Here is a 22,772-nt window from a genome sequence, read left to right on the forward strand (position 1 = left end):
TACAGCAAGAAATCATCAACAATGTATCTGCCTACCAAGGAAGTGACGGAAGTATTCAACTTACCATAGAAGGAGGACAACAACCCTATACTTTTAATTGGATCAGACTATCTGATAATAGTGTAATAGGAAATACTAACACCATCAGTAATCTTATTGCCGATACCTATCAGGTAACCATTACCGATGTTAACAACTGTAGTTTGCAAAACTCCTATGAGATTACACAACCAGATATTGTAGAGGCAACTATAACTCCGCTGGTATGTAATGGTGACTGTACTGCTAGTATACAGGTAGAAGTAAACAGAGGAAATGGAAACTTCTCTTTTTTATGGGATAACGGACAAACATCGGATACTATTACCAACCTTTGTGCTGGACAATATACCGTGACCATACAAGGTTTTGGTGATAAAACACTGGTAAGAACCTATCAAATTATTGACCCAGAACCGGTACAAGTAAACCTGGGAGATGAAAGATTCATATGCCTGGGGCAAACCACTACCCTGGCCTCTACAATAACATATCCTAATGCTACCTATAGCTGGACCGCTGATAATGGGTTTACCAGTAATCAACAGCAGGTAACCGTAGAGCAAAGTGGAACATATACTCTTACAGTAACGGATACAAATGGTTGTATCGGTAGAGATACAGTAGTAGTTAATGAAGTACAAGCAGATGTTAAAGCGGAGTTCTTGTCGGCTAGCCAGGTATTTACCAATGAAAAATTTGTCGTGATAGATGTATCTAACCCGCAACCAGACAATATACAATGGAATATTCCTGAACAAGCGCAAATCATATCACAAAACCAGGAACTCATTGAAATTGCCTTTGATACTCCAGGAGAATATCCTCTGGAAATGATCGCTACATTTGGAACGTGCACAGATAGCTATATACAGAACATATTAGTCCTGGAAAGTGAAGGACTGGAACAAAACCCTGACAAACCCAATGAAAATCAACAACTCGAAAACATAAAAGATTTTACCATTTTCCCTAACCCTTCGGATGGAAATTTTGAAGTAAAAGTAGACCTTAAAGAAACAAATCCTATTAGTATTACCATATTTAGCCTGGCCAACAATACCATTATTGACCAACAAAAACAGCAGGGCAATGACTCCTATCTAATACCTTTTAGCTTGCAAACAGCTTCTGGTGTATATGCAATCGTATTAGAAACTCCCTATGGTAAAAAAATTAGGAAAATGATTATAAGATGATAATACTTATCGATGTTAAATCCAGGATCTACATCAACTTTTCAAAATAATGATATAATTCTCCTCGAGTAATACTAGCTCCTTTCTGGATTAATTGAAACTTATCCAGATTTTTATCCTCACCATAGCCTTTTGAGGCATTATAAAAAACTACATCATCATTCATCAAATTATTACGAAGCCAACCATAACCTTCTTCTGTAGTAAGATCAACACTATCGTCATTCACTTTTATCGCTATTAAATGCATTTCATTATCATCCAATTCGAATAGATGTATTTGATCCTTTGAAAAATGTTCTAAGTACTGCGCATTTCCCAATACTTTTTCCCACACAAGATCACTAAAAACATCTATTTCTTCTTCTGCTACCTCAGGTTTGTTGGTCTTGATTTCACTCCATTCATCTGCCGTGATCGACTGAGTTGCCAAAAAGTTAATAAACTCAACATGTAACTCTTCTAATTGTTCTTTACTTAACCGCTGGTACTTCATCCTAATTATTTTTTCTTTTCTCGTTTGAAATGGTTTGCAAAAGTAATTATAAAATGATGATTTACATCAATAATATCCAAAGTCTATTTCAGTTTGATCCTCCTTAAAAAATTAAGCACCTAGTTTCTATTTCAACAAAAAAGGCGCTTAAAACAGCGCCTTTTTTGTAACCCGAATAAGATTTTAATTGAAAATATATCGTAATCCAACTTGTGCCTGCCACCTGGATTGTAAACTAGAATCAAATCCAAAAGTTTCAACCAAATTTGGATCAAATGAATATGTAGGAACATTTGCATCATCCACACTTACCCCTAAAATTTGAACATTATTAGGCTGTTGTACAAGTCCCCAATCAGAATTAATTAAATTCCCAACATTCAAAATATCGAGACTTAGTTGAATCGTATTTACTTTGTCTTTAACATTAAAATTAAAGTCTTGTAATAACTTAATATCAACCCTACTTCTCCAAGGAGCAATGGCGCCATATCTTTCTGCATAACTTCCTCTATTTTCGCTTAAATAATCATCTTGTTGTATGTAGGCTTCAAATGCCGCTCTTTGTGCCTCTCTTGCATTGAAATCAGCTCCTGAAAAATTATAGGTAGCCAATTCATCTGTAGTAGGGATATAGATTAAATCATTCAAAACAGAACCATCATTATTAATATCTCCCGCATAAGTATAATTAAATCTACCTCCCTGGGCAAACTCTGCAAAACCAGAGATTGTAGTCGCAAACTTATCATTCCCATATGTCCATTTTTTGGAAGCAACGGCTATGATTCGATGTTTATCCCCGTATCGTGAAAAAGCTAATACATCATTATTTACATTTCCCAGAGCAGGATTCCCCGCAAATGCATCGCCGGTAATTTCTGCTTCGATCGAATTAACATCCTTCGAATCCAAATAACTATATGCAATGCTAGCGTACAAATTATTACTAAAGTTTTTTGCTGCTTTAAAAGATGCATTAATGATTCTACCTTGATCAGAATTCGTAAGAACAAAAGCATTATTAGCTCCTTTATCAGAATCCTCATAAACAAGTCTATTGTCTGCCCCTTCTAATGTGCCTGTTGGGTTTCTTAATCCCCAATTTTGCACGTGTACACCATTAATATCTTCGGTATACGCAAAATCACCAGTAAGAATGATGCCATTCTTAAGTCTATAATCTACTCCCAAACTTGATCTCCAAACTTGAGGGAATTGAAAATCAGGATCTACAATTTGGAAAAAACCATCATCTGCACCACTTACTTGGTTTCCTATCCACACAAATGGTAGTCTTCCAGTAAAAATTCCTGTACCTCCTCGAATCTGAAAGGTCTTATCTCCTCTTACATCAAAATTAAAACCTAACCTCGGGGATAATAATATTCTATCAGTTGGTAAGACGGTTGAATCAAGGTTTACAGCTTCTCCCGTTGCCGGATCAAAATACACAATACTATTATCTCTACTCGCTCCATTATCGGTATCAATATACCTTTGAATCAACTCATCGGTATTAAAATACAAAGGTTTATCCGCACGAAGTCCATAGCTAAACTTAAACCTTTCGGTCACATTCCAATCTTCCTGAATGTAGAATGCTAATTGCCCTACATTTAGTTCAGCAAGCTTCCAACCACCATCATTTCCTTCTCCAGCGGCATTTAATGCTTCAAATCTATCTTGAGCGAACTGCAAATTCTGAGCGAGAATACTATCAGGAGCAGCAGCATCTGCAAGAAAGTCGGCTACCGAAGGATAAGGCCCCCCAAAACCAGGAATAGTAAAAGTTCCATAATAAGGAAAAGTTCCAAAATTATCGTAGGCAGCCAGGTTAAACGAATTCTTAAACCTAAACATTTCAAAAGAGACACCTGCAGTTATTGTATGATCTCCAAGAAAGATATTCAAATTGTTAGTCGCCTGAATTACTTTCTGATCCAATCTGTTGTTTATGGAAAAAGGTTCATGACCTGCAATAATATAATTTGATCCATTTCCATCTTGGATAGTAATCACAGGTGCTGGCGTTGATAACGGGTTTCTGAAATCATCAAAATGTGTAAATCCAGCTTGAAACTTATTAGCAAACTTGTTCGAGAAGTTCGAATTAATTTCTAATTGAACAGAATTAATATTGTTATTGATCTCATATCCAGAATTCTCAAACTGTATGGTTTGGAAACTAGGTCCTCTCAAACCAAGTGCAGAGGGATGCGCTGGTTGTTCTTTGGAAGCTCTTAGAAAGTTATATATGATAGCCGCTCTATGTTTATCGTTTATATTCCAATCTAATTTAAAAATACCTTTTGTTGATTCAGAATCATAGGTAAACCCTTGATATGCTCCTGTATTATATCCTAAATCAGCCAATGCTTGACTAACAGCAATCATATCAGATTCTAACACTCTCGATTCGTTGATTCCTTGTATACCATCACCATTATTAGGAAGCCATGGGGCCCCAAGATCAGTTCTGTCATCTCTTTCAAGATTAGCAAAGAAAAATAATTTGTTTTTAATAATCGGACCTCCAATACTCAACCCATATTGTGTTTGTTCTAAATCTGACTTAAATACATCTTCTCCCTTTATTTTTCCTCCGGTAAGGTCCTCATTTCTAAAAAAGGCATACGCAGTACCCTTAAGTTCATTAGTACCGCTTTTTGTCACTGCATTTACAGAAGCACCTGTAAACCCAGACAACGTAACATCATATGGTGCTGTAGATACTTGAATTTGGTCAATCGCATCTAATGAAATTGGTTGTGCATCTGTTTGACCTCCAGGAGTAGCTGCATCTAGACCAAATGGATTATTAAATACAGCTCCATCCAAACTAAAGTTATTAAATTGATCATTTCTTCCTCCAAATGAGTTGCCGCTGGCTGTGGGTTCTAACCTGGTAAAATCTGCCGCGGATCTTGATATTGTAGGTAATGTTCTAAGTTCTCTTCTTCCTACATTAGTCTCAGCCCCAGTTCGTTCACTACTGAAAGTAGAATTTTTGTTAGTAGTGATTACCACTTCTTCTAATCGATTATCATCTTCGACCATAACCACATTTAAATTGAAGGTTTGTCCTAGCTGCAAAAATACGTCATCGATAAATTGCTTCTTAAAACCTACATAACTAATCGTAATTCGATAAGGGCCTCCTACCCTTAAATTATTCAAATTAAAGCGTCCATCAAAATCAGTTACTCCTCCATAATTAGTTCCAGTAGGACTATGAACCGCGGTTACATTTGCTCCTGGTAATAACTGATTGGCATTGTCATAAACCACTCCCGATATATTGGCAGTAGTTACTTGAGCATGGCTAATAAACCCATTTAATACAATAAACAGGATGAAAATTATTTTCTTCATAAAAACTTGCGTGAATTTAGGTAAATATTAATCTATTATTAAATTTAAAATAAAAAGATCGCTCAAATGAGCGATCTTTTCTTTATTTATACTAGAGTTATTAACTACTTAGCTTGTGGTATAACTTCAAAGTTAAGTGGAGCAATCACTGCTCTATGAAGACGAACAGAAGCTTCGTACTGACCAAGACGTTTAATGTTTCCTCCTGGTACAGAAATATATTTCTTCTCTAACTCTACACCTTCTTTAGCAAGTGCCTCAGATACGTCTGCATTAGATACAGAACCAAATAACTTATCTCCAGTTCCTACTTTTGCAGCGATCTTAATTTCTAAATCTCCAATTTTCTTAGCTACTTTTTGAGCATCTTCGATTTCTTTCTTCTCTTTAAAAGCTCTTTGTTTTAATGTTTCAGTCAACACTTTCTTTGCAGAAGGAGTAGCCAAAACAGCAAAACCTTGAGGTATTAGGAAGTTACGCCCATAACCATTCTTCACTTCTACGATATCGTCTGCAAATCCTAGATTCTCAACGTCTCTTTTTAATATAAGTTCCATAATGCTATGACGAATTTTATTTTAATAAATCTCCAACGTATGGCATTAATGCTAAGTGTCTAGCTCTTTTTACGGCAACACTCACTTTACGTTGATATTTTAATGAAGTTCCTGTTAAACGACGTGGTAACAATTTTCCTTGTTCGTTTACGAATGCCATTAAGAAATCAGGATCTTTATAATCGATATATTTGATACCTGATTTTTTGAAACGACAGTACTTCTTATTTTTTGTAGTATCTATATTAAGTGGAGTAAGATATCTGATCTCTCCGTCTTTTTTTCCTTTAGCTTGTTGTTCTATAGATGACATAAATTAAGCTTTTTGTTTGTTTCTATTTCTTCTCTTCTCTGCCCAAGCGATTGCATGTTTATCTAACTTCACAGTCAAATAACGCATCACTCGTTCATCTCTTCTAAACTCAACCTCCAAAGGGTTAATTGCTTCACCAGCTACTTGGTACTCAAATAAATGATAAAAACCACTCTTTTTGTGTTGGATTGCATAGGCAAGCTTCTTAAGCCCCCAGTCCTCTTTTGATATCATCTTGGCACCGTTAGAAACAAGAATGTCTTCGTATTTCTTAACTGTTTCCTTTATCTGGTCTTCAGATAAAACGGGATTCAAGATGAAAACAGTTTCGTATTGATTCATAAAAATCTAAAATTAAATTAAAATTGGCTGCAAAAGTAAGACTATTTTTTGGATTTTCAAACTCCTTTCTCACTTCGATGAAACACCTTTTTTATCGATAAAAAGCGTAAAATGTTTGTGGAACTAATATATATTCATTAATATTGTATTGGAATATTTAACAGTATGCAAGTGGAACAATCTCAATTAAAATGTGCGGTCGTGGATGATTCCCGCCTCCAAAGGCTCGCCATAGTTAAGCTTATAGATGAACATTCTTCACTAGAATTAGTGGCTGAATGGAACAATGCTATAGAAACTAAAAACGGTTTACTCGACACTCCGGTTGATCTTTTATTTCTGGATATCGAGATGCCAATACTTACTGGGTTTGATTTATTAGACGACCTAGAAAACAAACCACATATTATTTTTGTTACCGGGAAAACAAAATACGCTTTTAAAGCTTTTGATTATGATGCTGTTGATTATTTAAGAAAACCAATCAAAAAAGATCGGTTTAATGCTGCTGTAGAAAAAGCATTAAGTATGTCTCGTTTAGGTTCAGAACATGCTGCAGTAGAAGACGATGATTACATTTTTGTAAAGAGCAATTTGAAAAAGCGTAAAATATTTTTGAATCAATTAAAATATGTAGAGGCTTTAGGAGACTATGTAAAACTGATTATGGAAGAAGGAGATCCTATAGTAGTTCTAGCAACTATGAAATCTTTTGAAGCACAATTGCCTAGCGATCGTTTTTTAAGAATTCATAAGTCTTATATCGTAAACCTGGACAAGGTAGAACGCTATAATAGCCGAAACATAGAAATCGCTGATGAAAAAATTCCTTTGAGCCGTCATAAAAAGCATTCTTTAATAGAAGCTTTGAATGGTTAATAAAGGATAAAAATATTTAGAAGAATCCCGCTGTATTGCGGGATTTTTTTATACCCCTATTGATTATCTACATTATAAATTACCCGAACTCCAGAAAAGTCTTTAATACTGCTGAAAGTGGTATTTATTTTTTTAATCACAGCTTTGGTTTTAGACAATGACTGTCCTTGCGGGATTTTGATCAGGATATTTTTATGGTATTGATTGCGTATTCTAGCTATGGGCGGGAACTCTGGTCCCAACACATTGTCTTTAAAAACATTCCTTAAAGATTTAGCCAACCATCCAGCAGCATTATTCACCTTATTATAATCTTTGTGTTTAGTAGTGATCTTAATCAACCTAAAAAACGGAGGGTATTTGTATTGGTGACGTTCTTCTATTTGATCCTTAAACATCCCTGAATAATCATTAACGGAAACTTGCTGAAGAATTTGATGAAAGGGATTATAGGTTTGCACTAATACTTTTCCTCTCTTTTCGGTTCTACCTGCTCTACCCGACACCTGTTGTATCAACTGAAAACTTCGTTCGTGAGCTCTAAAATCAGGGAAATTGAGCAAATTATCAGCATTCATAATACCCACAAGGGTTACATTCCTAAAGTCTAAGCCTTTGGAAAGCATCTGTGTACCCACCAAAATATGAACCTCTCCTTGCTCGAATCTATTGATGATCTTTTCGTATCCATGTTTTCCTCTGGTAGTATCCTGATCCATTCTGGCGATCACATGATCCGGAAAAAGGTCCACTAGTTCTTTTTCTATTTGCTCTGTTCCAAAACCTTTGGTAGACAAGTCTGTACTAGAACATGACATGCACTGTTGCTGCATCGCCATATGATATCCACAGTAATGACACCTAAGCTGGTTTTTATAATTATGATACGTCAAACTCACATCACAATTTGGACATTGTGGAGAGTGTCCACAAGTATTACATTCTACTACGGGAGAATACCCTCTTCGATTCTGAAACAATATCACTTGCTCTCCCTCTTTGAGTGCTTCCTGAATATTTTCTAACAGTACATCGCTAAAATGCCCTGTCATTTCCTTTCTTTTATACTTGGTTTTGAGATCTACCAAATTAATCTCTGGCATTAAAACGTTTCCGTGTCTTCTGGTAAGTTCTACCAAGGCATATTTTCCTTGTTTCGCATTGTAATAGGTTTCCAAAGCTGGAGTAGCTGATCCCAGTAATACTTTTGCTCCAAACATTTTTGCTATTACAATGGCAGTATCTCTGGCGTGATATCTCGGTGCCGGATCATATTGCTTGAATGTACTTTCATGCTCTTCATCAACGATAATCAAGCCCAAATCCTGAAAAGGAAGGAAAATTGCCGATCTGGCTCCAATAATTATTTGTGCTTTTGATTTATTATCTCGAATATTATTCCAGGCCTCTACTCTTTCATTAACCGAGTACTTTGAATGATACACCGTGAGTTGCTCTCCAAAGTACTGCTGTAACCTGCTAATCAACTGCGTTGTTAAAGCAATCTCGGGTAGCAAATACAATACTTGCTTTCCTTGTTGTATAACTTTTTGAATCAGTTGTACATAAATTTCAGTTTTCCCAGAAGAAGTCACCCCATGTAACATACATACTTCTTTGTCGGTAAAAGAATGTTCAATTTCGTCTAAAGCTTTTTGCTGATACGGATTTAATTGTTTGGCATCCTCTACACTATCCGAATGATATTGCACTCGATCGGTTTGCAATTGATACACCTCAAGCACTTGCTTATCTACCAACGCTTTGATCACCGCAGAAGAAGTATTTGAAGCTTTAACAAGTTCGTTTACTTTAACTGGATCTGCGTTCTTCGCTTGCAACGTAAATAAATGCATCACCACAGCTTTTTGCTTGGGAGCCCGATTCATTTGATCTAGCAACACTCTTAAGTTATCCTCATCTCTATATTGTTGATGCAATTGTACACAACGCACTAACTTGGGCTTGTACTGCTCATAAATTTCCTCCTGAACAGTAATTGCTCCTTTTTCTATCAAACTTTTGATGACCGGGAGTACATTTTTCTTCCCTAGGATATCTATGATCTCCTGTATCCTTAGTACACTTTGATAATGTAGTGCTTCATACAGTAAAAACTCATCGTCTTTTAAATCAGATTCATCAATAGTTAATTCCTTTTTATTGATGATTGTTTCGCTCTCTAACAAAAAGGCTCCAGGTAAGGCCGCACGCATTACTTCTCCTTTACTACATAAATAGTATTCTGCCATCCATGCCCAAAGCGCTAATTGCTTTTGAGTAACGATCGGGATCTCATCCAAAATATGTTCGATTTCTTTGGCCTCATATACTTCTGGAGGAGTTTGATGTACATTGGTGACAATAGCAGCGTATACTTTGGTTTTTCCAAATTGCACGGCCACTCGCATTCCTGATTGGATAAAGTTTGCTTCGGCTTCTGAAATACGATACGTAAATTCCTTATGAAGTGGAATGGGTAATATTACATCTATGAAATAGGGCGTTGTCAAGAAATTAAAATACTGAAAAGTGAACTATTGTCACAAAAATACAAGTTTAAACGATAGTATGTAGATAAACTTATAGAATAAAAAAAGCCTGAAGCTTGGTCAATGCTTCAGGCTTTTATCCTGTTATATATAGAAATTCTTTATTTACTAATGCCTAACATTCCTCCTTTGATAATTTGACAAGCAGGTTCATGTCCTAGCCATATTTTGAATAAAGCATATTTAAAATCTCTTCCTTTAATGAATCCAAGTTCTTTACCGTTCTTAAACGTTTTGATTCCTTGTCCTTTTAGGTACACTAGATCATAATAGTCATTAATTTCCATTGGAGAATCAAATAACTTCAAGAAATCTTCAATTCTTGCATCCAAGCTTTGCGTGTTTCCGTACATAGCATCATCAAATCCTTTTCTGAACACTTTGATCATTCTTTCGTTGGTTACCTTCTTAGAAGCAATATTCAAACGAATAGCCATGGTTTCATCAGAATCCAATACTTTTTTGTCTTCGTAATATTTTTGCTTAGTATATAACGCTCCAGAATATGTTTTGAATGAAAGTACTTTACGCATTGCTCCTCCGTTAAAAGTCAACTCTTCTTCTCCAAAAGTTAATTTCTCAGGAACAACGATATCATCAATTCTTATCTGCCCAAATGCTGTGACAGAAAGCATAAGTATAAAAACTAGGGTAATTGTTTTATTCATGGTCTTTGTTTTAAAGATTACCCCCGTTTAGTTACCTAAACTTCTAAAAACTAACACGAAAAATGTTAAAATTTTAAAAAAATCAACTTTGCACAAAAAAAATACCGGGGAAATTTACACCTTAACCCATTGTTGGGTACGGTATAAAAATGCAATATATCCTCTTACATTGAGTACTTTAGGATTGTCTTTATCTACCCATATTTTGCATCGATATACTTTCCCATTTTCAGGATCGAGGATAGTACCATCTTCATATTCATCTCCATCTTTCTCAAGATCTTTGATAATCACCATTCCTTCAATAGGTTTATTATGATCACTACCTTTACACTCTTCGCAAAGATTTCCTCTATCAGCTTCATTCAATATTTGTTGAATTTTACCGTAAATTTTATCTCCCTTTTTATAAATCTCAACAATCGATCTTGCTTCACCGGTGTTATCATCAATGGTTTTCCATTTCCCAATAATTTCTTCCTGTGCGTTTACTGTTGCTGACACCATCATCAATAGTGCAAAAAGTCTAAAAAAAATCTTCATCTTGTTTATGTATTTTTATTTTGATAAATATGAAAACAAAACCATCTACTTATATAAGCAGATGGTTTTATATTTTTCAGCTTAGATTCGCATATGATTTATTGCAATCCAAGCATTCCTTTTTTCAAAGCTTCGCTTGCTGGCTCATCACCCAGCCAAATTTTAAATAAGGCATATTTAAAATCTCTTCCTTCGATCACTCCAAGTTCCTTATCATTTTTATAGGCTTTAACACCAACACCTTTTATATATACAAGGTCGAAGATGTCATTTTTAACGATAGGCTCAGAAAAGAACTTAATAAATTTATTAATTCTCTCGTCGAGGGCTTTGGTATTACCAAAAGTAGCTTTCTGAAAACCGTCTCTAACAGCTTTGATCATTTTCTTTTGGGTCACAAAGCCAGAAACAATGTTCAGTTTAATCGCCATAGTTTCGTCTGCATCCAGAATTTTTCTTGGATCCTTACTCGTACTTTGCAAGTATAGACCTCCTGCATACAAATCAATCCATAGCATTTCTCGCAAACCTGCTCCATTCAATTTCAATTCTGTTTCTGCAAAAGTCTGCTCATAAGGTAATATCGCCTTGTTTCCAACACGAATTTGAGCACTTGCAGAAGCCATTGAAATCAATGCAACAAGCATTAAAAAAGTAACTTTTTTCATTATAAATTAAGGTTTATTTGGGGGTGGATTATTACTAAGATTTGTTTTCTCGCCTTTCAAATATAATAAATATTATGCAAGCATAGCATTTATCTAAAAAAATGTTTACGTTGTCAAGTGTACAAAAATACGATTATATTCTTTTGATTAGTAGTCACCTAGCATTTCTTTTTTAAGACCTTTGTCCGCCGGATTTGATCCTAACCAGATATTAAATAATGCTTTTTTAAAATCTAAACCTTCAACATATCCTTTTTCAACTCCGTCTTTATAGATCACACTACCTTTTCCTTTTTCGTAGACAATATCATAGATTTGTCCTTTTTCTATCTCTTCTTTGATAAAGCCAATAAATTTTTCGATTTTATCTTTTATTGGAGCAATATTCCCATTTGTTGATTTATCAAAACCATCTCTAAGCGCTCCTTCCATTTTACTTCTAGACATTAACCCAGAAACGATATGTAATTTTATAGCCATAGTCTCATCTGCCTGTGCTATAGTACTTGCCTTATCGCTTTTTTTCTTGAGATACAGGCCTCCTGCATATATATCAATAAAAAACTTCTCTCTTAATCCTCCACCATTAAACACTAGGCTTTCGCTATTAAAGGTTACTGTTTGTGGTAATGTAGCTGCTCCAATTTTAATTTGCGCTTGAGCAGATGCAACAAGGATAAGGGCAAAAAATAATAAACTTAATCTTTTCATTTTGTTAATTTGAATGTTTGTGTTAGTTATAAATATTTACGGTTCAAAATTCTTTCTAAGCTGAATCAATGATGCATTTAACTCGAAGCCCAATAATAGCAAATTTGCATTGAGCCAAATATAAATCATCAAAATCAGCATTGCTCCAATGGAGCCGTACAACTGATTATAATTTGAAAAATTGTCGATGTATATTCCAAATAAATAGGTTGTTACTATAATTAAAAAAGTGGTCATAAAAGCTCCCGGTGAAAAGAACTTGTTTTGTTTCCCTTCTGAGGTGCCAAAATAAAATAATGTTGCAATGATTACAAATATCATGAAAACAAATAAGGCATATCGCCCTACTGTAAGCCAAAAAACTGTATCATTTACCATCCCTATTTTATTGAGATTATCCACTAAATAGGTAAAATAAATCGTACCTATAACGGTAATTAACAATAACGATGCCACAATTATAGATACACCCAAGGCTACTACATACTGCCTTATAAAATTTCTATTGAGCGTTACATGATACGAATATTCAAACCCAGAAAACACCGCATTTATTCCGTTGGTCATCAAAAAAATAGATAACAAAAAAACGGTAGATAATAATCCCCCTCTTGGATTTGAGGCTATATCTTCAAAAATGGTTTTGAAAAATGCAGAGGATTGTTTGGGTAATGCTCCATTGATGAACTCGAAGAAGTTTTCCTGATTGATTGGTAAATATGGAATAAGGTTCAGAAGAAACAGCAAAAAAGGAAATAAAGACAGGAAGAAACTCCATGATATCGCTCCTGCTCGGGCTGAGAAAGTTCCTTTGATGATACCGGTAACATAAATTTCTACTAAATCATATACCGATAATCCCTGAAATCCAGGAAGAACTAGCTTCTTCCCTATTTTAACCAACAAATTAACAATAGGGATTTTATTAAGCTTATCTTCAATTTTCTTCGACATATATTACATTGCTTTCAGGCTAAGGTCTAGATTATATACAGAGTGTGTTAATGCTCCACTACTTATATAATCAACCCCGCACTCGGCATATTTTCGCACCGTATTCTCGTTAATCCCTCCACTAGACTCAGTCAAGCAAGTATCTCCAATAAGCTCAACTGCCTTTCTGGTATCTTCATAATTAAAGTTATCGATCAAGATCCTGTACACTCCTGGGGTTTGTAGAATTTCTTTAATTTCATCCAAATCTCTGGCTTCTACAATTATTTTAAGATCAAGGTCACGATCTTTTAAGTATTTCTTTGTCTTTTCTATGGCTTGAGTGATCCCACCAGCAAAATCAATATGATTATCTTTCAGCATCACCATATCGTATAATGCAAATCTATGATTTTCTCCTCCTCCAATTTTTACCGCCCATTTCTCTAATGCACGTATCCCTGGAGTTGTTTTTCTGGTATCTAATATTTTGGTTCCGGTACCTTCCAACAACTCGACAAAGTGATTGGTTTTGGTCGCAATAGCACTCATACGTTGCATAGCATTCAATACTAATCGTTCTGCTTTTAAAATAGAAAGTGAACTTCCTGAAACATAAAAAGCTTCGTCTCCAAATTTCACTTTGGATCCATCCTCTATTTTCACATCAATTTCCATATTAGGATCCACATATTGAAATACCTGCTTTGCAAATTCAACACCTGCCAAAATACCCTCATCTTTAACCAAGAGTTTTGCTTTTCCCATTGTCGTTTCGGGGATACAAGCTAGCGAACTATGATCTCCGTCTCCTACATCTTCTCTAATGGCATTTGCAATGATTAATTCTATTTCTTTTTTAAACTGCGCTTCGCTAATCATATTGAATGGTTATTTTTGCTAATGTAGCAAAGTAAACGCTAATTGTAAACTATGAATATAAAATTACTGGCGATTGGCAAAACCGACGACAGGCAACTGAATCAGCTTATCGACAACTATATCAAGCGGTTATCACATTATATCAAATTTGATTTTGAAATAATTCCAGATATCAAAAATGCAAAAAACCTGAGTGAAGCACAACAAAAGGAAAAAGAAGGTGAACTCATCTTAAGTAAACTAACTCCTTCGGATGTGCTGATTGTTCTGGATGAAAATGGGAAACAATACAATTCTGTAGGCTTTTCGGAAGTTTTACAGAAATATATGAATAGTGGTATCAAGCGATTGGTTTTTGTGATTGGTGGTCCCTACGGCTTTAGCCCACAGGTATATCAAAGAGCACAAGCCAAACTATCCTTATCCAAAATGACGTTTTCTCATCAAATGATTCGACTATTTTTTATAGAACAATTATATAGAGGGTATACCATTTTAAGAAACGAACCTTATCATCATAGATAATAGACAAAAGGCACTCATGTCAGTCCAACCATAGCAACTTCAACTCAATTTTCGATTGTAAATTTCATGAATCCCAATTTTACAAATTATCTATTAGAAACCACGGGAGCTACCTCATGTAAAGAAGTAGAGGTCATCCAAAGCCTATGGAGTGGGTACGGTAAGATATCCAGATATCAACTAAAAAAATCATCGATGAGCACTGTAGTTGTTAAGTTTATCTCACCAGACTCGTCAGGAACGCATCCCCGAGGGTGGAATACCACAAACTCACACCATAGAAAAGTACACTCTTACAAAGTAGAGACGAATTGGTATCAACAATGGAGCTCATTATGCAATGAGAATTGTAAAACTCCTAGCTTGATAGGTTCTTATACTGAAGGAAATCAACAATGGATTGTTTTGGAAGACCTAAATACCAATTTCCCTTCGCGAAAAACACAGCTTTCCCTTTCTGAAGTAAAAGCATGCTTACAATGGCTAGCAAATTTCCATATCACTTTTCTAAATAAAGCTCCCAAAGGCTTATGGGAAATAGGTACCTATTGGCATCTACAAACTCGCCCCGATGAATTCGAAAAAATAGAACATCCAGAATTAAAATCGAAAGCCCATCGTATTGACGAATTATTAAATCAATGTAAATACCAAACTATTGTACATGGTGATGCTAAGTTGGCTAACTTTTGTTTTTCAGAAAATGGAAAAAACGTAGCTGCAGTAGATTTTCAGTATGTGGGTGGAGGATGTGGAATAAAGGATGTCGCTTACTTTTTAGGAAGTTGTCTCTCGAGTTCAGAATGCGAATTGTATCAGGATGAGCTACTGGACTTCTATTTTTCAGTGCTGAAGACATCATTTGAAACCCGTGATTTTGGTTTTGATTTCGGTCCTATGGAGCATGAATGGAGGAAGATGTATCCCATTGCCTGTACAGATTTTGTTCGTTTCCTATCGGGCTGGATGCCAACCCATCAAAAAATAAACAACTACAATCGCAACATCATGAATTCTGTATTATCCAGTTTATAGCTCTCTAATCAAATCATCCCTAATGAAATCTATCAAATAAAAATGCTTTTAATTATTACATTTGCCAACAAATCAACCTGTCATTATGCTAAGCATCCTTAAAATTATAAAGTTTGACAATCTCCTAATCATCGCTATAGCCCAATTATGCATCCGTTATGGATTGTTTGAACCCTTTGGTATAGGGATTACACTCAATGGATTTGGTATTTTTCTGTTAATTTTAGCTACTCTTTCGATTGCCGCAGCAGGGAATGTGATTATCCATTTGAATGATGATGAAAAAACTAATGAAAAACTAGGAAACCGTTTATTCATCATTTTTAATGTCATAGGGGTTTTGCTTGGATTCTATCTTTCTAATTTAATTGGAAGACCTGGCTTTGCTGCCTTATTTATTATTGTTTCGGGGATCTTCTATATGTATGCTACCTACCTAAAGGAGATTCTGGTTGTCAAAAATATAATTATAGGTGTGCTAGCCACCTTAAGTATTCTGGCCGTAGGTATTTTTGACCTGTTACCTGCCATTACCGAGAAAAACAGAGAATCGCAAACTGTAATTTTTTCTATCATTTTTGATTATTCTGTATTTGCTTTTCTAATCATGGTACTGCGAGAAATCCTAAAAGATTGCCTGAATGTTGATAAAGACCATAATATGGGGCTCAAAACTATTCCTATTGTCTTGGGAAAAGAGAGAACCATTAAACTAATCGGGATACTTGCGGTTTTACCAATTGCGGCTGTCATCTATTACATCTATACCTATTTGTTTTCGAATAGCTTAGCTGTAGTAGCTGTATTAGCTTTGATAGTTGCCCCGCTAATTTTCTTTATCATCAAAAGTTTTACTGCGGAAACCGATAAACAGCTTCGACTTTTGAAACACTTGTTGCGGATTGTATTGTTGATCACCGCCATCTCTTTACTTATGTATCAGTACTTGCTAAAATAGAATAACATGCTCAACGAAATACTCAAGGATCATCATATCATTCTTGCTTCGGGTTCTCCCAGAAGACAACAGTTTTTTAAAGATCTTGGTCTGGATTTCTCCATTCAACTCAAAGAAATTGAAGAAATATATCCTGATCACTTAAAGGCTGAAGAGATTTCGAATTATTTGGCGCAATTAAAAGCTAGTGCTTTTACGGATTTACAACCCAATGATATTCTAATCACAAGCGATACGATCGTATGGCATAACGATAAAGCACTGGGTAAACCCAAAGATCTTGACGAAGCTTGTAAAATGATCACTTCCTTATCCAACGATACGCACGAAGTGATCACTTCAGTTTGTTTTACTACCACTACCGAATCAAAAACGGTATTTCAAAGTACCAAAGTTACTTTTAAAGCCCTTTCTAAAGAAGAAATTGAGTATTACGTAAAAACATATCAACCTCTAGACAAAGCTGGTGCATATGGGATCCAGGAATGGATTGGTTTTATAGGAATCACCAATCTGGAAGGAAGCTATTTTAACGTAATGGGGCTCCCTACTCACCTTGTTTATGAAACGTTAACACAGATGGCTACATCATAGCATTATCGTAATTTGCAGAAAAATGCAAATAAGAAAACTATGAAAAAGTTCATTATACTCTCTGCCATTCTTACTGTATTGGTATTTATAGCGTGTAGCAATATGGTTGCAGACGAATCCTCCAAAGCTGCCACTGATAAAGTAATTCCTAATACCGACAAAAAAGAACTTTCTGAAGAATTTAAAAAATACTGGTACGCTGGGGAAGCAGAAATAACCTCTTACCAATTAGAACAAGCACGATATGGTGAAATCAGACAAGGTAAAGCGGTATTGATCTACGTTACCGAAGATTTCTTACCAAAAGTACAGGTGAAGGCCGATTATCAAAACGCTGATAACATTCCGGTGCTCAAATTAAATGCTACCAAAAAGTTCAATACTGGTATTTATCCGTACTCCATCATGCAAAGTACATTTTATCCGGTATCCAACGATCGCCACGCGATAAAAGTATCCAGTTCTATGCAAGAGTGGTGTGGTCATGTGTATGCACAGCTCAATAATCGAGAACAGTTTGAGATCATGTCCCATTCGTATTTCCAGGGCGAAGCCGATCAGGAATTAAAAGTAGACAAAGTAATTCTCGAAAATGAACTTTGGACCCAACTTAGAATTGCTCCGGATCAATTGCCGATAGGAAAAGTAGAAATCATCCCTTCATTTGAGTATACGCGATTACGACATAAAGAAGTAAAAGCCTATGCAGCAACTACTTCTTTACAAAAAGAAGGTAATCAAAATGTATATACGATTGCTTATCCCAAACTCAATAGAACAGTTAGCATTCGTTTTGATAGTGCCTTTCCTTATGAAATTGAAAGCTGGACAGAAACCTTTAAAAGCGGTTTTGGACCTAATGCCAAAGAATTGGTAACCAAGGCCACCAAAATAAAGAGTATTAAATCTGCCTATTGGGGTAAAAACAGTAATAAGGATGAAGTCTTAAGAGAAGAGTTAGGTCTTCAATAACCAAAAAAAACATCAAATAACCTATAAGAATCCACTAATGAAAAAACTTTCAGAATCAGAAATAAAAGAAAAATTACAAGAGATTAATGGATGGGAGTATAACGAAAATGCTATTCATACTACTTTCGAATTTATTGATTTTAAAGATGCCTTCTCGGTAATGACACGAATCGCATTCGAGGCAGAAGCACAACAGCACCATCCTGATTGGTCCAACGTGTACAACAAACTATATATCAGCCTATCTACCCATGATGCAGGAGGAGTAACAGAAAATGATTTTGCCCTTGCAAAAAGCATCGAATCTATCATTCAAGGAGAATAATTTTTAAATTCTCTTTGGACAATACACACTGGCAATACATATGTAGAACAAACATTTGCCAAAAACTTGGTTTCTACTTATGTTTGTATTCTACACGATTAAATTTATACTATGGGAAGAGCTTTCGAATTTAGAAAAGCACGTAAAATGAAGCGTTGGTCTGCCATGGCCAAAACGTTTACGAGATTAGGAAAAGATATAGTAATGGCTGTAAAAGAAGGCGGCCCTGATCCTGATTCGAATTCAAAGTTAAGAGCGGTAATTCAGAATGCGAAAGCTGCTAATATGCCCAAAGATAATATTGAGCGAGCGATCAAAAGAGCTTCAGATAAAAATCAAGGAGATTATAAAGAAGTGCTTTTTGAAGGATATGCTCCACATGGGATCGCCATTTTGGTAGAAACAGCAACCGATAATAACAATAGAACCGTTGCCAATATCAGATCTTATTTTAATAAATGTGATGGGAATTTGGGGACTTCAGGTTCTGTAGAATTTATGTTTGATCATACCTGTAATTTCAGAATTAATGGCGAAGGTATTGATACAGAAGAATTAGAGCTAGAATTTATTGATTTTGGTGCCGAAGAGGTTTTTCAGGACGACGACGGAATCTTAATTTATGCTCCTTTTGGAAGTTTTGGAACCATACAGAAGGAACTTGAAGGAAGAAATATAGAAATCCTTTCTTCTGGTTTTGAACGTATCCCACAGGTAACCAAACAATTGACTCCAGAGCAGGTAGCGGATGTAGAAAAACTACTAGAAAAAATTGAGGAAGATGATGACGTTCAGAATGTTTATCATACGATGCAAGAGACTTCTGAAGAATAAAACGAATTAATACTATTATTTTCATACAAAAAGGAGCTGTTCCCACAAACAGCTCCTTTTCTAGTTATCACAAAAATTAACCACTACTCATGAAAAATTACTATTGAAAATCTATTTTTTGTGAGCCTTTATTTTAGTTACAATTTCATCGGTATCATATACATGACTCGCAATCATTTTGAAATTGACTACAGAAGCTTCGTATGCATTCAACCCAGGTAAAATAGCTCCAGCTGTTGCATCTTTAACCACCGCAACTCTAAAACCAGATTCTACCAAATCTCTCATATGAGATTCTGTACAAAGATTGGATGACATCCCTGCCAGGATTACATTATCAAAACCGTGCTTACGTAACTGCAATGCCAAATCATTAGATTCTGGACCATATACTTTATGTGGGTTGGTAACCACTACATTATCTTCGTCAATATATTTTTTGTATCGGTCTAACCAATCTGCTCCAGAACCTTCAAATCCATCAGTTTTGAGAGTATGACTTCTATCAAACATGTTGATTTTATGCATTAAAGCTTCCAGCGCTCCTTCTATTTTCCAATTATGATCATGTTTGTAATAGTAATGAGGAGAAACAAAGACCATCATTCCTTTCTCTTGAGCTACCTTGAATAGCTTTTCCAAATTCTCTACAGTATTATTGGCAGTAACGCTCTCTCCTACTACTCCCCATGTCACACCATCGGGGCTTAAAAAATCATTTTGTGGATCTGTAATCACGATTGCCGTTCTGGCATCTACTTCAAAACCAGGATCTGGTAATTGTGCATACCCTGCAAATGTACTTATGACCATAATAGTCATCATCAATATTTTTTTCATAGTTCTATATTTTTAAATGTTTTTGATAATCATCTATTGATTACCTTACAAAGGTCTGAAGTAATGCAGTGCAAGAGGTAGACAACTATTCCCTAAGAGTTAGCAATTTTTCTCAGTGTTATAGGATAGTACGCAAAAACAATAGTTTTCTATGCCACTGATGACATTTTGAGGTCTTTTTTATATTCTGAAGGAGAGGAACCTTGATGTTTTTTAAAGAATCTACTAAAGGTTTGCAGATCTTCGTACCCCAGTTCGAAAGCTATTTCTTTTACTGATTTGTTAGTATGTAGCAATTGGCGGCGCGCTTCTAACAAAATTCGTTCTTGTATATAGAATAAAGGAGATTTAAAACCTGATCTGGAAAAAATATTGGATAAGGTTTTTGGAGATTTATGTAATAAACTGGCATACTCTTTTACGGTATGCTTGCTTTTGAAATATTGTTCGATCAAAAAGTTATACTCACGTATAAGGTTGATTTCTTTTTTTTCATTAGGATACTGTTTTTCCTGAGTATACAATCGAACACACAAGATCAAAAAGCGTTTTAGCATTACCTGAAGAGACTCTTGTTGTAGTTTGTCTCGAGAATTAATTTCTAAAACAAACATTTCCCATACGGTGTTAAACTTGTATAATTCTTCTGAAGAAATCGAAACAACAGGTAATTGCGCCGCGCCAAAAAACAATACTCCTTTGCAGCCTACATCACTATCGTGGTCCAGTACACAATAAAAAGAACGATTGAATCGAAGTATCCTAATCGCACCTATTTTGACAGGTTCTAGATGATGAAACTCTGTTAAAAAAACAATTTGATCCTTTTGAAAGGTAACTTCCTCTCCATCGATCTTCAAAATGTTTTCATCAGATTTGAACCAAAGTACAGTGAGCGAACTTTTGACTCTTTGTTTCAGCACTTCGCACGAGGTATGATCTATAGTATCTAGATAAATAAATTCTTCTGTACTACCCGTGAACTTCATATCATCTGATTTTCTTTGTTTTTATTGGTTTTAATGTATTTACCAATACATCCTAAACAGATTTTGTTTTCCTGTAATTCATGAAAAAATTAATCCAAATGTTTCTTGACAGTCGTATAATGATCGGTAATGAGATCACCATCACCGCTACAATAATGATATAGGTAGGGATAAGATCTAAACCAAAAACCAAATAGGAAAGCACAAAGGCTGTAGCGGCAAAAATAATCCCTACAGGATAGCTTACATACATGGCACCATAGAAAAACGAAGGCTCGATCTTGTATTTTGTGCCACAGGATTGGCAACGTTCGTTCATTTCAAACAGCTTAGAAACCACATATGGATTGGGTTCCTTATACATACTTTCATTTTGACAAACAGGACAACTCCCTCCCAAAATACTATGCAGTTTTGTTCCTTTCAAGAAATTCATCATCTTTTATTTTTATTAGCATTCCAGATAGTGATCATATACACTTACCGGATATATTGTTTTGTTTTTGAGCTTATAAAATTAACATATGAAGCTTTCTTAAAATAACAGTATTATCCCAGTAATTTGTACTTTTAGGACATTATGGAAATAAACAAGACCGTCCCCATTCTAAAAATCGAGCAGTTTGATCACAAGGTTTCCAGCCATGATTTTTACAGCAATACTTTTGAAAATCATTTAAAAAGAAATGAAAGCATAATTAGTAAACCTCATAGCCATAACTTCTTCCTTTGTGTATTTTTTACTGAAGGTACCGGTATTCATGAAATAGACTTTAACACCTACACCATTCAACCGGGTAGTGTATTCTTTTTAAAACCGGGTCAAACCCATTTTTGGGATTTTAACTCTCCACCAAAAGGATACATATTTTTCCATACCCAGGGATTTTATGAGTTTAATTTTGTCAATGCAAGTTTGTCTCAGTTTCCTTTTTATTTCTCGATTGAAAATCCTTCGATACTGAACCTGAGCGATTCCATGATTGCTCATTTCAAATATTTATTCCACCAAATTAACGAAGAACACCAGGGAGACGAAGTTTATAAATATCAGAAATTAACCAGTCTGATTGATCAACTATATATTGATTTAACTCGATATTACACCTCCTCCATCCCTGTTATTAGAAAAACTTCAAAAACGTACTTAAAAGCACTGGAAAACTTCCACGCTGCGGTAGAAAAACACTTCCGAGTGGAGAAATCGGTTCAATTTTATGCAGATCAACTAAATATTACGCCAAAGCATTTGAACAGAATTACAAAAGCTACCATTAATAAAACCAGCTCTGATGTCATAAAAGAAAGAGTATTACTCGAAGCCAAAAGAATGTTGGTACATAGTACACATTCTTTAAGCTCTATTTCCGAACTTTTGGGATTTGAAGAGTATTCCTATTTCTCTAAGACTTTTAAAGCCAACACCGGTAGCACTCCTTTCGATTTTAGAAAAAAATACTAAACATCTAAGAACCATCAGGTCTTATTGTTTTCATCTACCTCCTTGTTATGAAAGCATTTTCAAATCTGTTTATAACAAATC

At 35.2% G+C, this 22,772-nt stretch carries 25 protein-coding genes; 10 read left to right on the top strand and 15 right to left on the bottom strand.

Going from position 1 to position 22,772, the window contains the following annotated elements; all coding sequences use genetic code 11:
* Positions 1 to 1,238: T9SS type A sorting domain-containing protein (locus tag ACXAGJ_RS21535; RefSeq protein WP_474842824.1), on the top strand; the 1,238-nt coding region annotated here is incomplete at its 5' end.
* Positions 1,239 to 1,266: 28 nt separating this feature from the next.
* On the opposite strand, the gene ACXAGJ_RS21540 is transcribed toward ACXAGJ_RS21535, so the two are convergent.
* The 5 genes from ACXAGJ_RS21540 to rpsF all read right to left on the bottom strand — a co-directional run bounded on the left by ACXAGJ_RS21540 (position 1,267) and on the right by rpsF (position 6,321).
* Entirely contained in the window at positions 1,267 to 1,734 is a 468-nt protein-coding gene (locus ACXAGJ_RS21540; RefSeq protein ID WP_474842826.1) for a DUF6495 family protein, read from the bottom strand.
* Between the two features lie 183 nt (positions 1,735 to 1,917).
* Entirely contained in the window at positions 1,918 to 5,109 is a 3,192-nt protein-coding gene (locus tag ACXAGJ_RS21545) for a TonB-dependent receptor (protein WP_474842828.1), read from the bottom strand.
* Positions 5,110 to 5,213: 104 nt separating this feature from the next.
* Positions 5,214 to 5,666 carry a 50S ribosomal protein L9 gene (gene rplI / locus ACXAGJ_RS21550; protein WP_474842830.1) on the bottom strand — a complete coding sequence of 151 codons (453 nt, stop codon included), beginning with the start codon at positions 5,664 to 5,666 and terminating at the stop codon, positions 5,214 to 5,216.
* A 16-nt stretch (positions 5,667 to 5,682) separates the two neighbouring features.
* Positions 5,683 to 5,979 carry a 30S ribosomal protein S18 gene (rpsR, locus tag ACXAGJ_RS21555; protein WP_073312677.1) on the bottom strand — a complete coding sequence of 99 codons (297 nt, stop codon included), beginning with the start codon at positions 5,977 to 5,979 and terminating at the stop codon, positions 5,683 to 5,685.
* 3 nt (positions 5,980 to 5,982) lie between these two features.
* Entirely contained in the window at positions 5,983 to 6,321 is a 339-nt protein-coding gene (gene rpsF, locus ACXAGJ_RS21560) for a 30S ribosomal protein S6 (protein WP_474842832.1), read from the bottom strand.
* 165 nt (positions 6,322 to 6,486) lie between these two features.
* Between rpsF and ACXAGJ_RS21565 the strand changes: the two genes are divergently transcribed.
* Positions 6,487 to 7,200 carry a LytR/AlgR family response regulator transcription factor gene (locus tag ACXAGJ_RS21565; RefSeq protein WP_073312673.1) on the top strand — a complete coding sequence of 238 codons (714 nt, stop codon included), beginning with the start codon at positions 6,487 to 6,489 and terminating at the stop codon, positions 7,198 to 7,200.
* A gap of 56 nt (positions 7,201 to 7,256) precedes the next feature.
* Here ACXAGJ_RS21565 and priA read toward each other — a convergent pair whose 3' ends face one another.
* From priA to nadC, 7 genes are all read right to left on the bottom strand, one after another.
* Positions 7,257 to 9,713, bottom strand: a complete 2,457-nt coding sequence (gene priA, locus ACXAGJ_RS21570) for a replication restart helicase PriA (RefSeq protein ID WP_474842835.1) — start codon at positions 9,711 to 9,713, stop codon at positions 7,257 to 7,259.
* A gap of 140 nt (positions 9,714 to 9,853) precedes the next feature.
* Positions 9,854 to 10,420 carry a chalcone isomerase family protein gene (locus ACXAGJ_RS21575; protein ID WP_474842837.1) on the bottom strand — a complete coding sequence of 189 codons (567 nt, stop codon included), beginning with the start codon at positions 10,418 to 10,420 and terminating at the stop codon, positions 9,854 to 9,856.
* 114 nt (positions 10,421 to 10,534) lie between these two features.
* Positions 10,535 to 10,963 carry a DUF2147 domain-containing protein gene (locus ACXAGJ_RS21580; RefSeq protein WP_474842838.1) on the bottom strand — a complete coding sequence of 143 codons (429 nt, stop codon included), beginning with the start codon at positions 10,961 to 10,963 and terminating at the stop codon, positions 10,535 to 10,537.
* A gap of 98 nt (positions 10,964 to 11,061) precedes the next feature.
* Positions 11,062 to 11,631: a chalcone isomerase family protein gene (locus ACXAGJ_RS21585; RefSeq protein ID WP_473286558.1), complete on the bottom strand. Its 570-nt coding sequence runs from the start codon at positions 11,629 to 11,631 to the stop codon at positions 11,062 to 11,064.
* 147 nt (positions 11,632 to 11,778) lie between these two features.
* Complete coding sequence (locus tag ACXAGJ_RS21590) at positions 11,779 to 12,342, bottom strand: chalcone isomerase family protein (RefSeq protein WP_474842840.1); 564 nt, start codon at positions 12,340 to 12,342, stop codon at positions 11,779 to 11,781.
* A gap of 36 nt (positions 12,343 to 12,378) precedes the next feature.
* Positions 12,379 to 13,296 (bottom strand): YihY/virulence factor BrkB family protein, encoded by a 918-nt coding sequence (locus tag ACXAGJ_RS21595; RefSeq protein ID WP_073312662.1) that lies wholly within the window; start codon positions 13,294 to 13,296, stop codon positions 12,379 to 12,381.
* A gap of 3 nt (positions 13,297 to 13,299) precedes the next feature.
* The gene (nadC, locus tag ACXAGJ_RS21600) at positions 13,300 to 14,157 is read right to left on the bottom strand and encodes a carboxylating nicotinate-nucleotide diphosphorylase (RefSeq protein WP_474842843.1); all 858 of its coding nucleotides are present in this window, start codon (positions 14,155 to 14,157) and stop codon (positions 13,300 to 13,302) included.
* A 51-nt stretch (positions 14,158 to 14,208) separates the two neighbouring features.
* On the opposite strand from nadC, the gene rlmH reads away from it, so the two are divergent.
* The 7 genes from rlmH to ACXAGJ_RS21635 all read left to right on the top strand — a co-directional run bounded on the left by rlmH (position 14,209) and on the right by ACXAGJ_RS21635 (position 19,400).
* Positions 14,209 to 14,682 carry a 23S rRNA (pseudouridine(1915)-N(3))-methyltransferase RlmH gene (gene rlmH, locus ACXAGJ_RS21605; protein ID WP_474842845.1) on the top strand — a complete coding sequence of 158 codons (474 nt, stop codon included), beginning with the start codon at positions 14,209 to 14,211 and terminating at the stop codon, positions 14,680 to 14,682.
* Positions 14,683 to 14,748: 66 nt separating this feature from the next.
* Positions 14,749 to 15,717, top strand: a complete 969-nt coding sequence (locus ACXAGJ_RS21610; protein WP_474842847.1) for an oxidoreductase family protein — start codon at positions 14,749 to 14,751, stop codon at positions 15,715 to 15,717.
* An 85-nt stretch (positions 15,718 to 15,802) separates the two neighbouring features.
* Complete coding sequence (locus ACXAGJ_RS21615; protein WP_474842849.1) at positions 15,803 to 16,675, top strand: geranylgeranylglycerol-phosphate geranylgeranyltransferase; 873 nt, start codon at positions 15,803 to 15,805, stop codon at positions 16,673 to 16,675.
* Between the two features lie 6 nt (positions 16,676 to 16,681).
* Positions 16,682 to 17,269, top strand: coding sequence for a Maf-like protein (locus ACXAGJ_RS21620; protein ID WP_474842851.1), 588 nt, complete (start codon positions 16,682 to 16,684; stop codon positions 17,267 to 17,269).
* A 39-nt stretch (positions 17,270 to 17,308) separates the two neighbouring features.
* Complete coding sequence (locus tag ACXAGJ_RS21625; RefSeq protein ID WP_474842853.1) at positions 17,309 to 18,241, top strand: septum formation inhibitor Maf; 933 nt, start codon at positions 17,309 to 17,311, stop codon at positions 18,239 to 18,241.
* Between the two features lie 37 nt (positions 18,242 to 18,278).
* Positions 18,279 to 18,566 (top strand): 4a-hydroxytetrahydrobiopterin dehydratase, encoded by a 288-nt coding sequence (locus tag ACXAGJ_RS21630; protein ID WP_073312648.1) that lies wholly within the window; start codon positions 18,279 to 18,281, stop codon positions 18,564 to 18,566.
* A gap of 111 nt (positions 18,567 to 18,677) precedes the next feature.
* Positions 18,678 to 19,400, top strand: coding sequence for a YebC/PmpR family DNA-binding transcriptional regulator (locus ACXAGJ_RS21635; protein WP_474842855.1), 723 nt, complete (start codon positions 18,678 to 18,680; stop codon positions 19,398 to 19,400).
* Between the two features lie 111 nt (positions 19,401 to 19,511).
* On the opposite strand, the gene ACXAGJ_RS21640 is transcribed toward ACXAGJ_RS21635, so the two are convergent.
* From ACXAGJ_RS21640 to ACXAGJ_RS21650, 3 genes are all read right to left on the bottom strand, one after another.
* Positions 19,512 to 20,240: a cysteine hydrolase family protein gene (locus ACXAGJ_RS21640; protein ID WP_474842857.1), complete on the bottom strand. Its 729-nt coding sequence runs from the start codon at positions 20,238 to 20,240 to the stop codon at positions 19,512 to 19,514.
* Between the two features lie 149 nt (positions 20,241 to 20,389).
* A complete protein-coding gene (locus tag ACXAGJ_RS21645; RefSeq protein ID WP_474842859.1) occupies positions 20,390 to 21,229 on the bottom strand; it encodes a helix-turn-helix domain-containing protein in 840 nt (279 codons plus the stop codon).
* Between the two features lie 52 nt (positions 21,230 to 21,281).
* Complete coding sequence (locus ACXAGJ_RS21650; RefSeq protein WP_073312628.1) at positions 21,282 to 21,665, bottom strand: DUF983 domain-containing protein; 384 nt, start codon at positions 21,663 to 21,665, stop codon at positions 21,282 to 21,284.
* Positions 21,666 to 21,809: 144 nt separating this feature from the next.
* Here ACXAGJ_RS21650 and ACXAGJ_RS21655 point away from each other — a divergent pair, with 144 nt between their 5' ends.
* Positions 21,810 to 22,691, top strand: a complete 882-nt coding sequence (locus tag ACXAGJ_RS21655) for a helix-turn-helix domain-containing protein (protein ID WP_474842861.1) — start codon at positions 21,810 to 21,812, stop codon at positions 22,689 to 22,691.
* The last annotated feature ends 81 nt before the right edge of the window (positions 22,692 to 22,772 follow it).

The organism is Aquimarina sp. AWH4_224 (assembly GCF_056160245.1).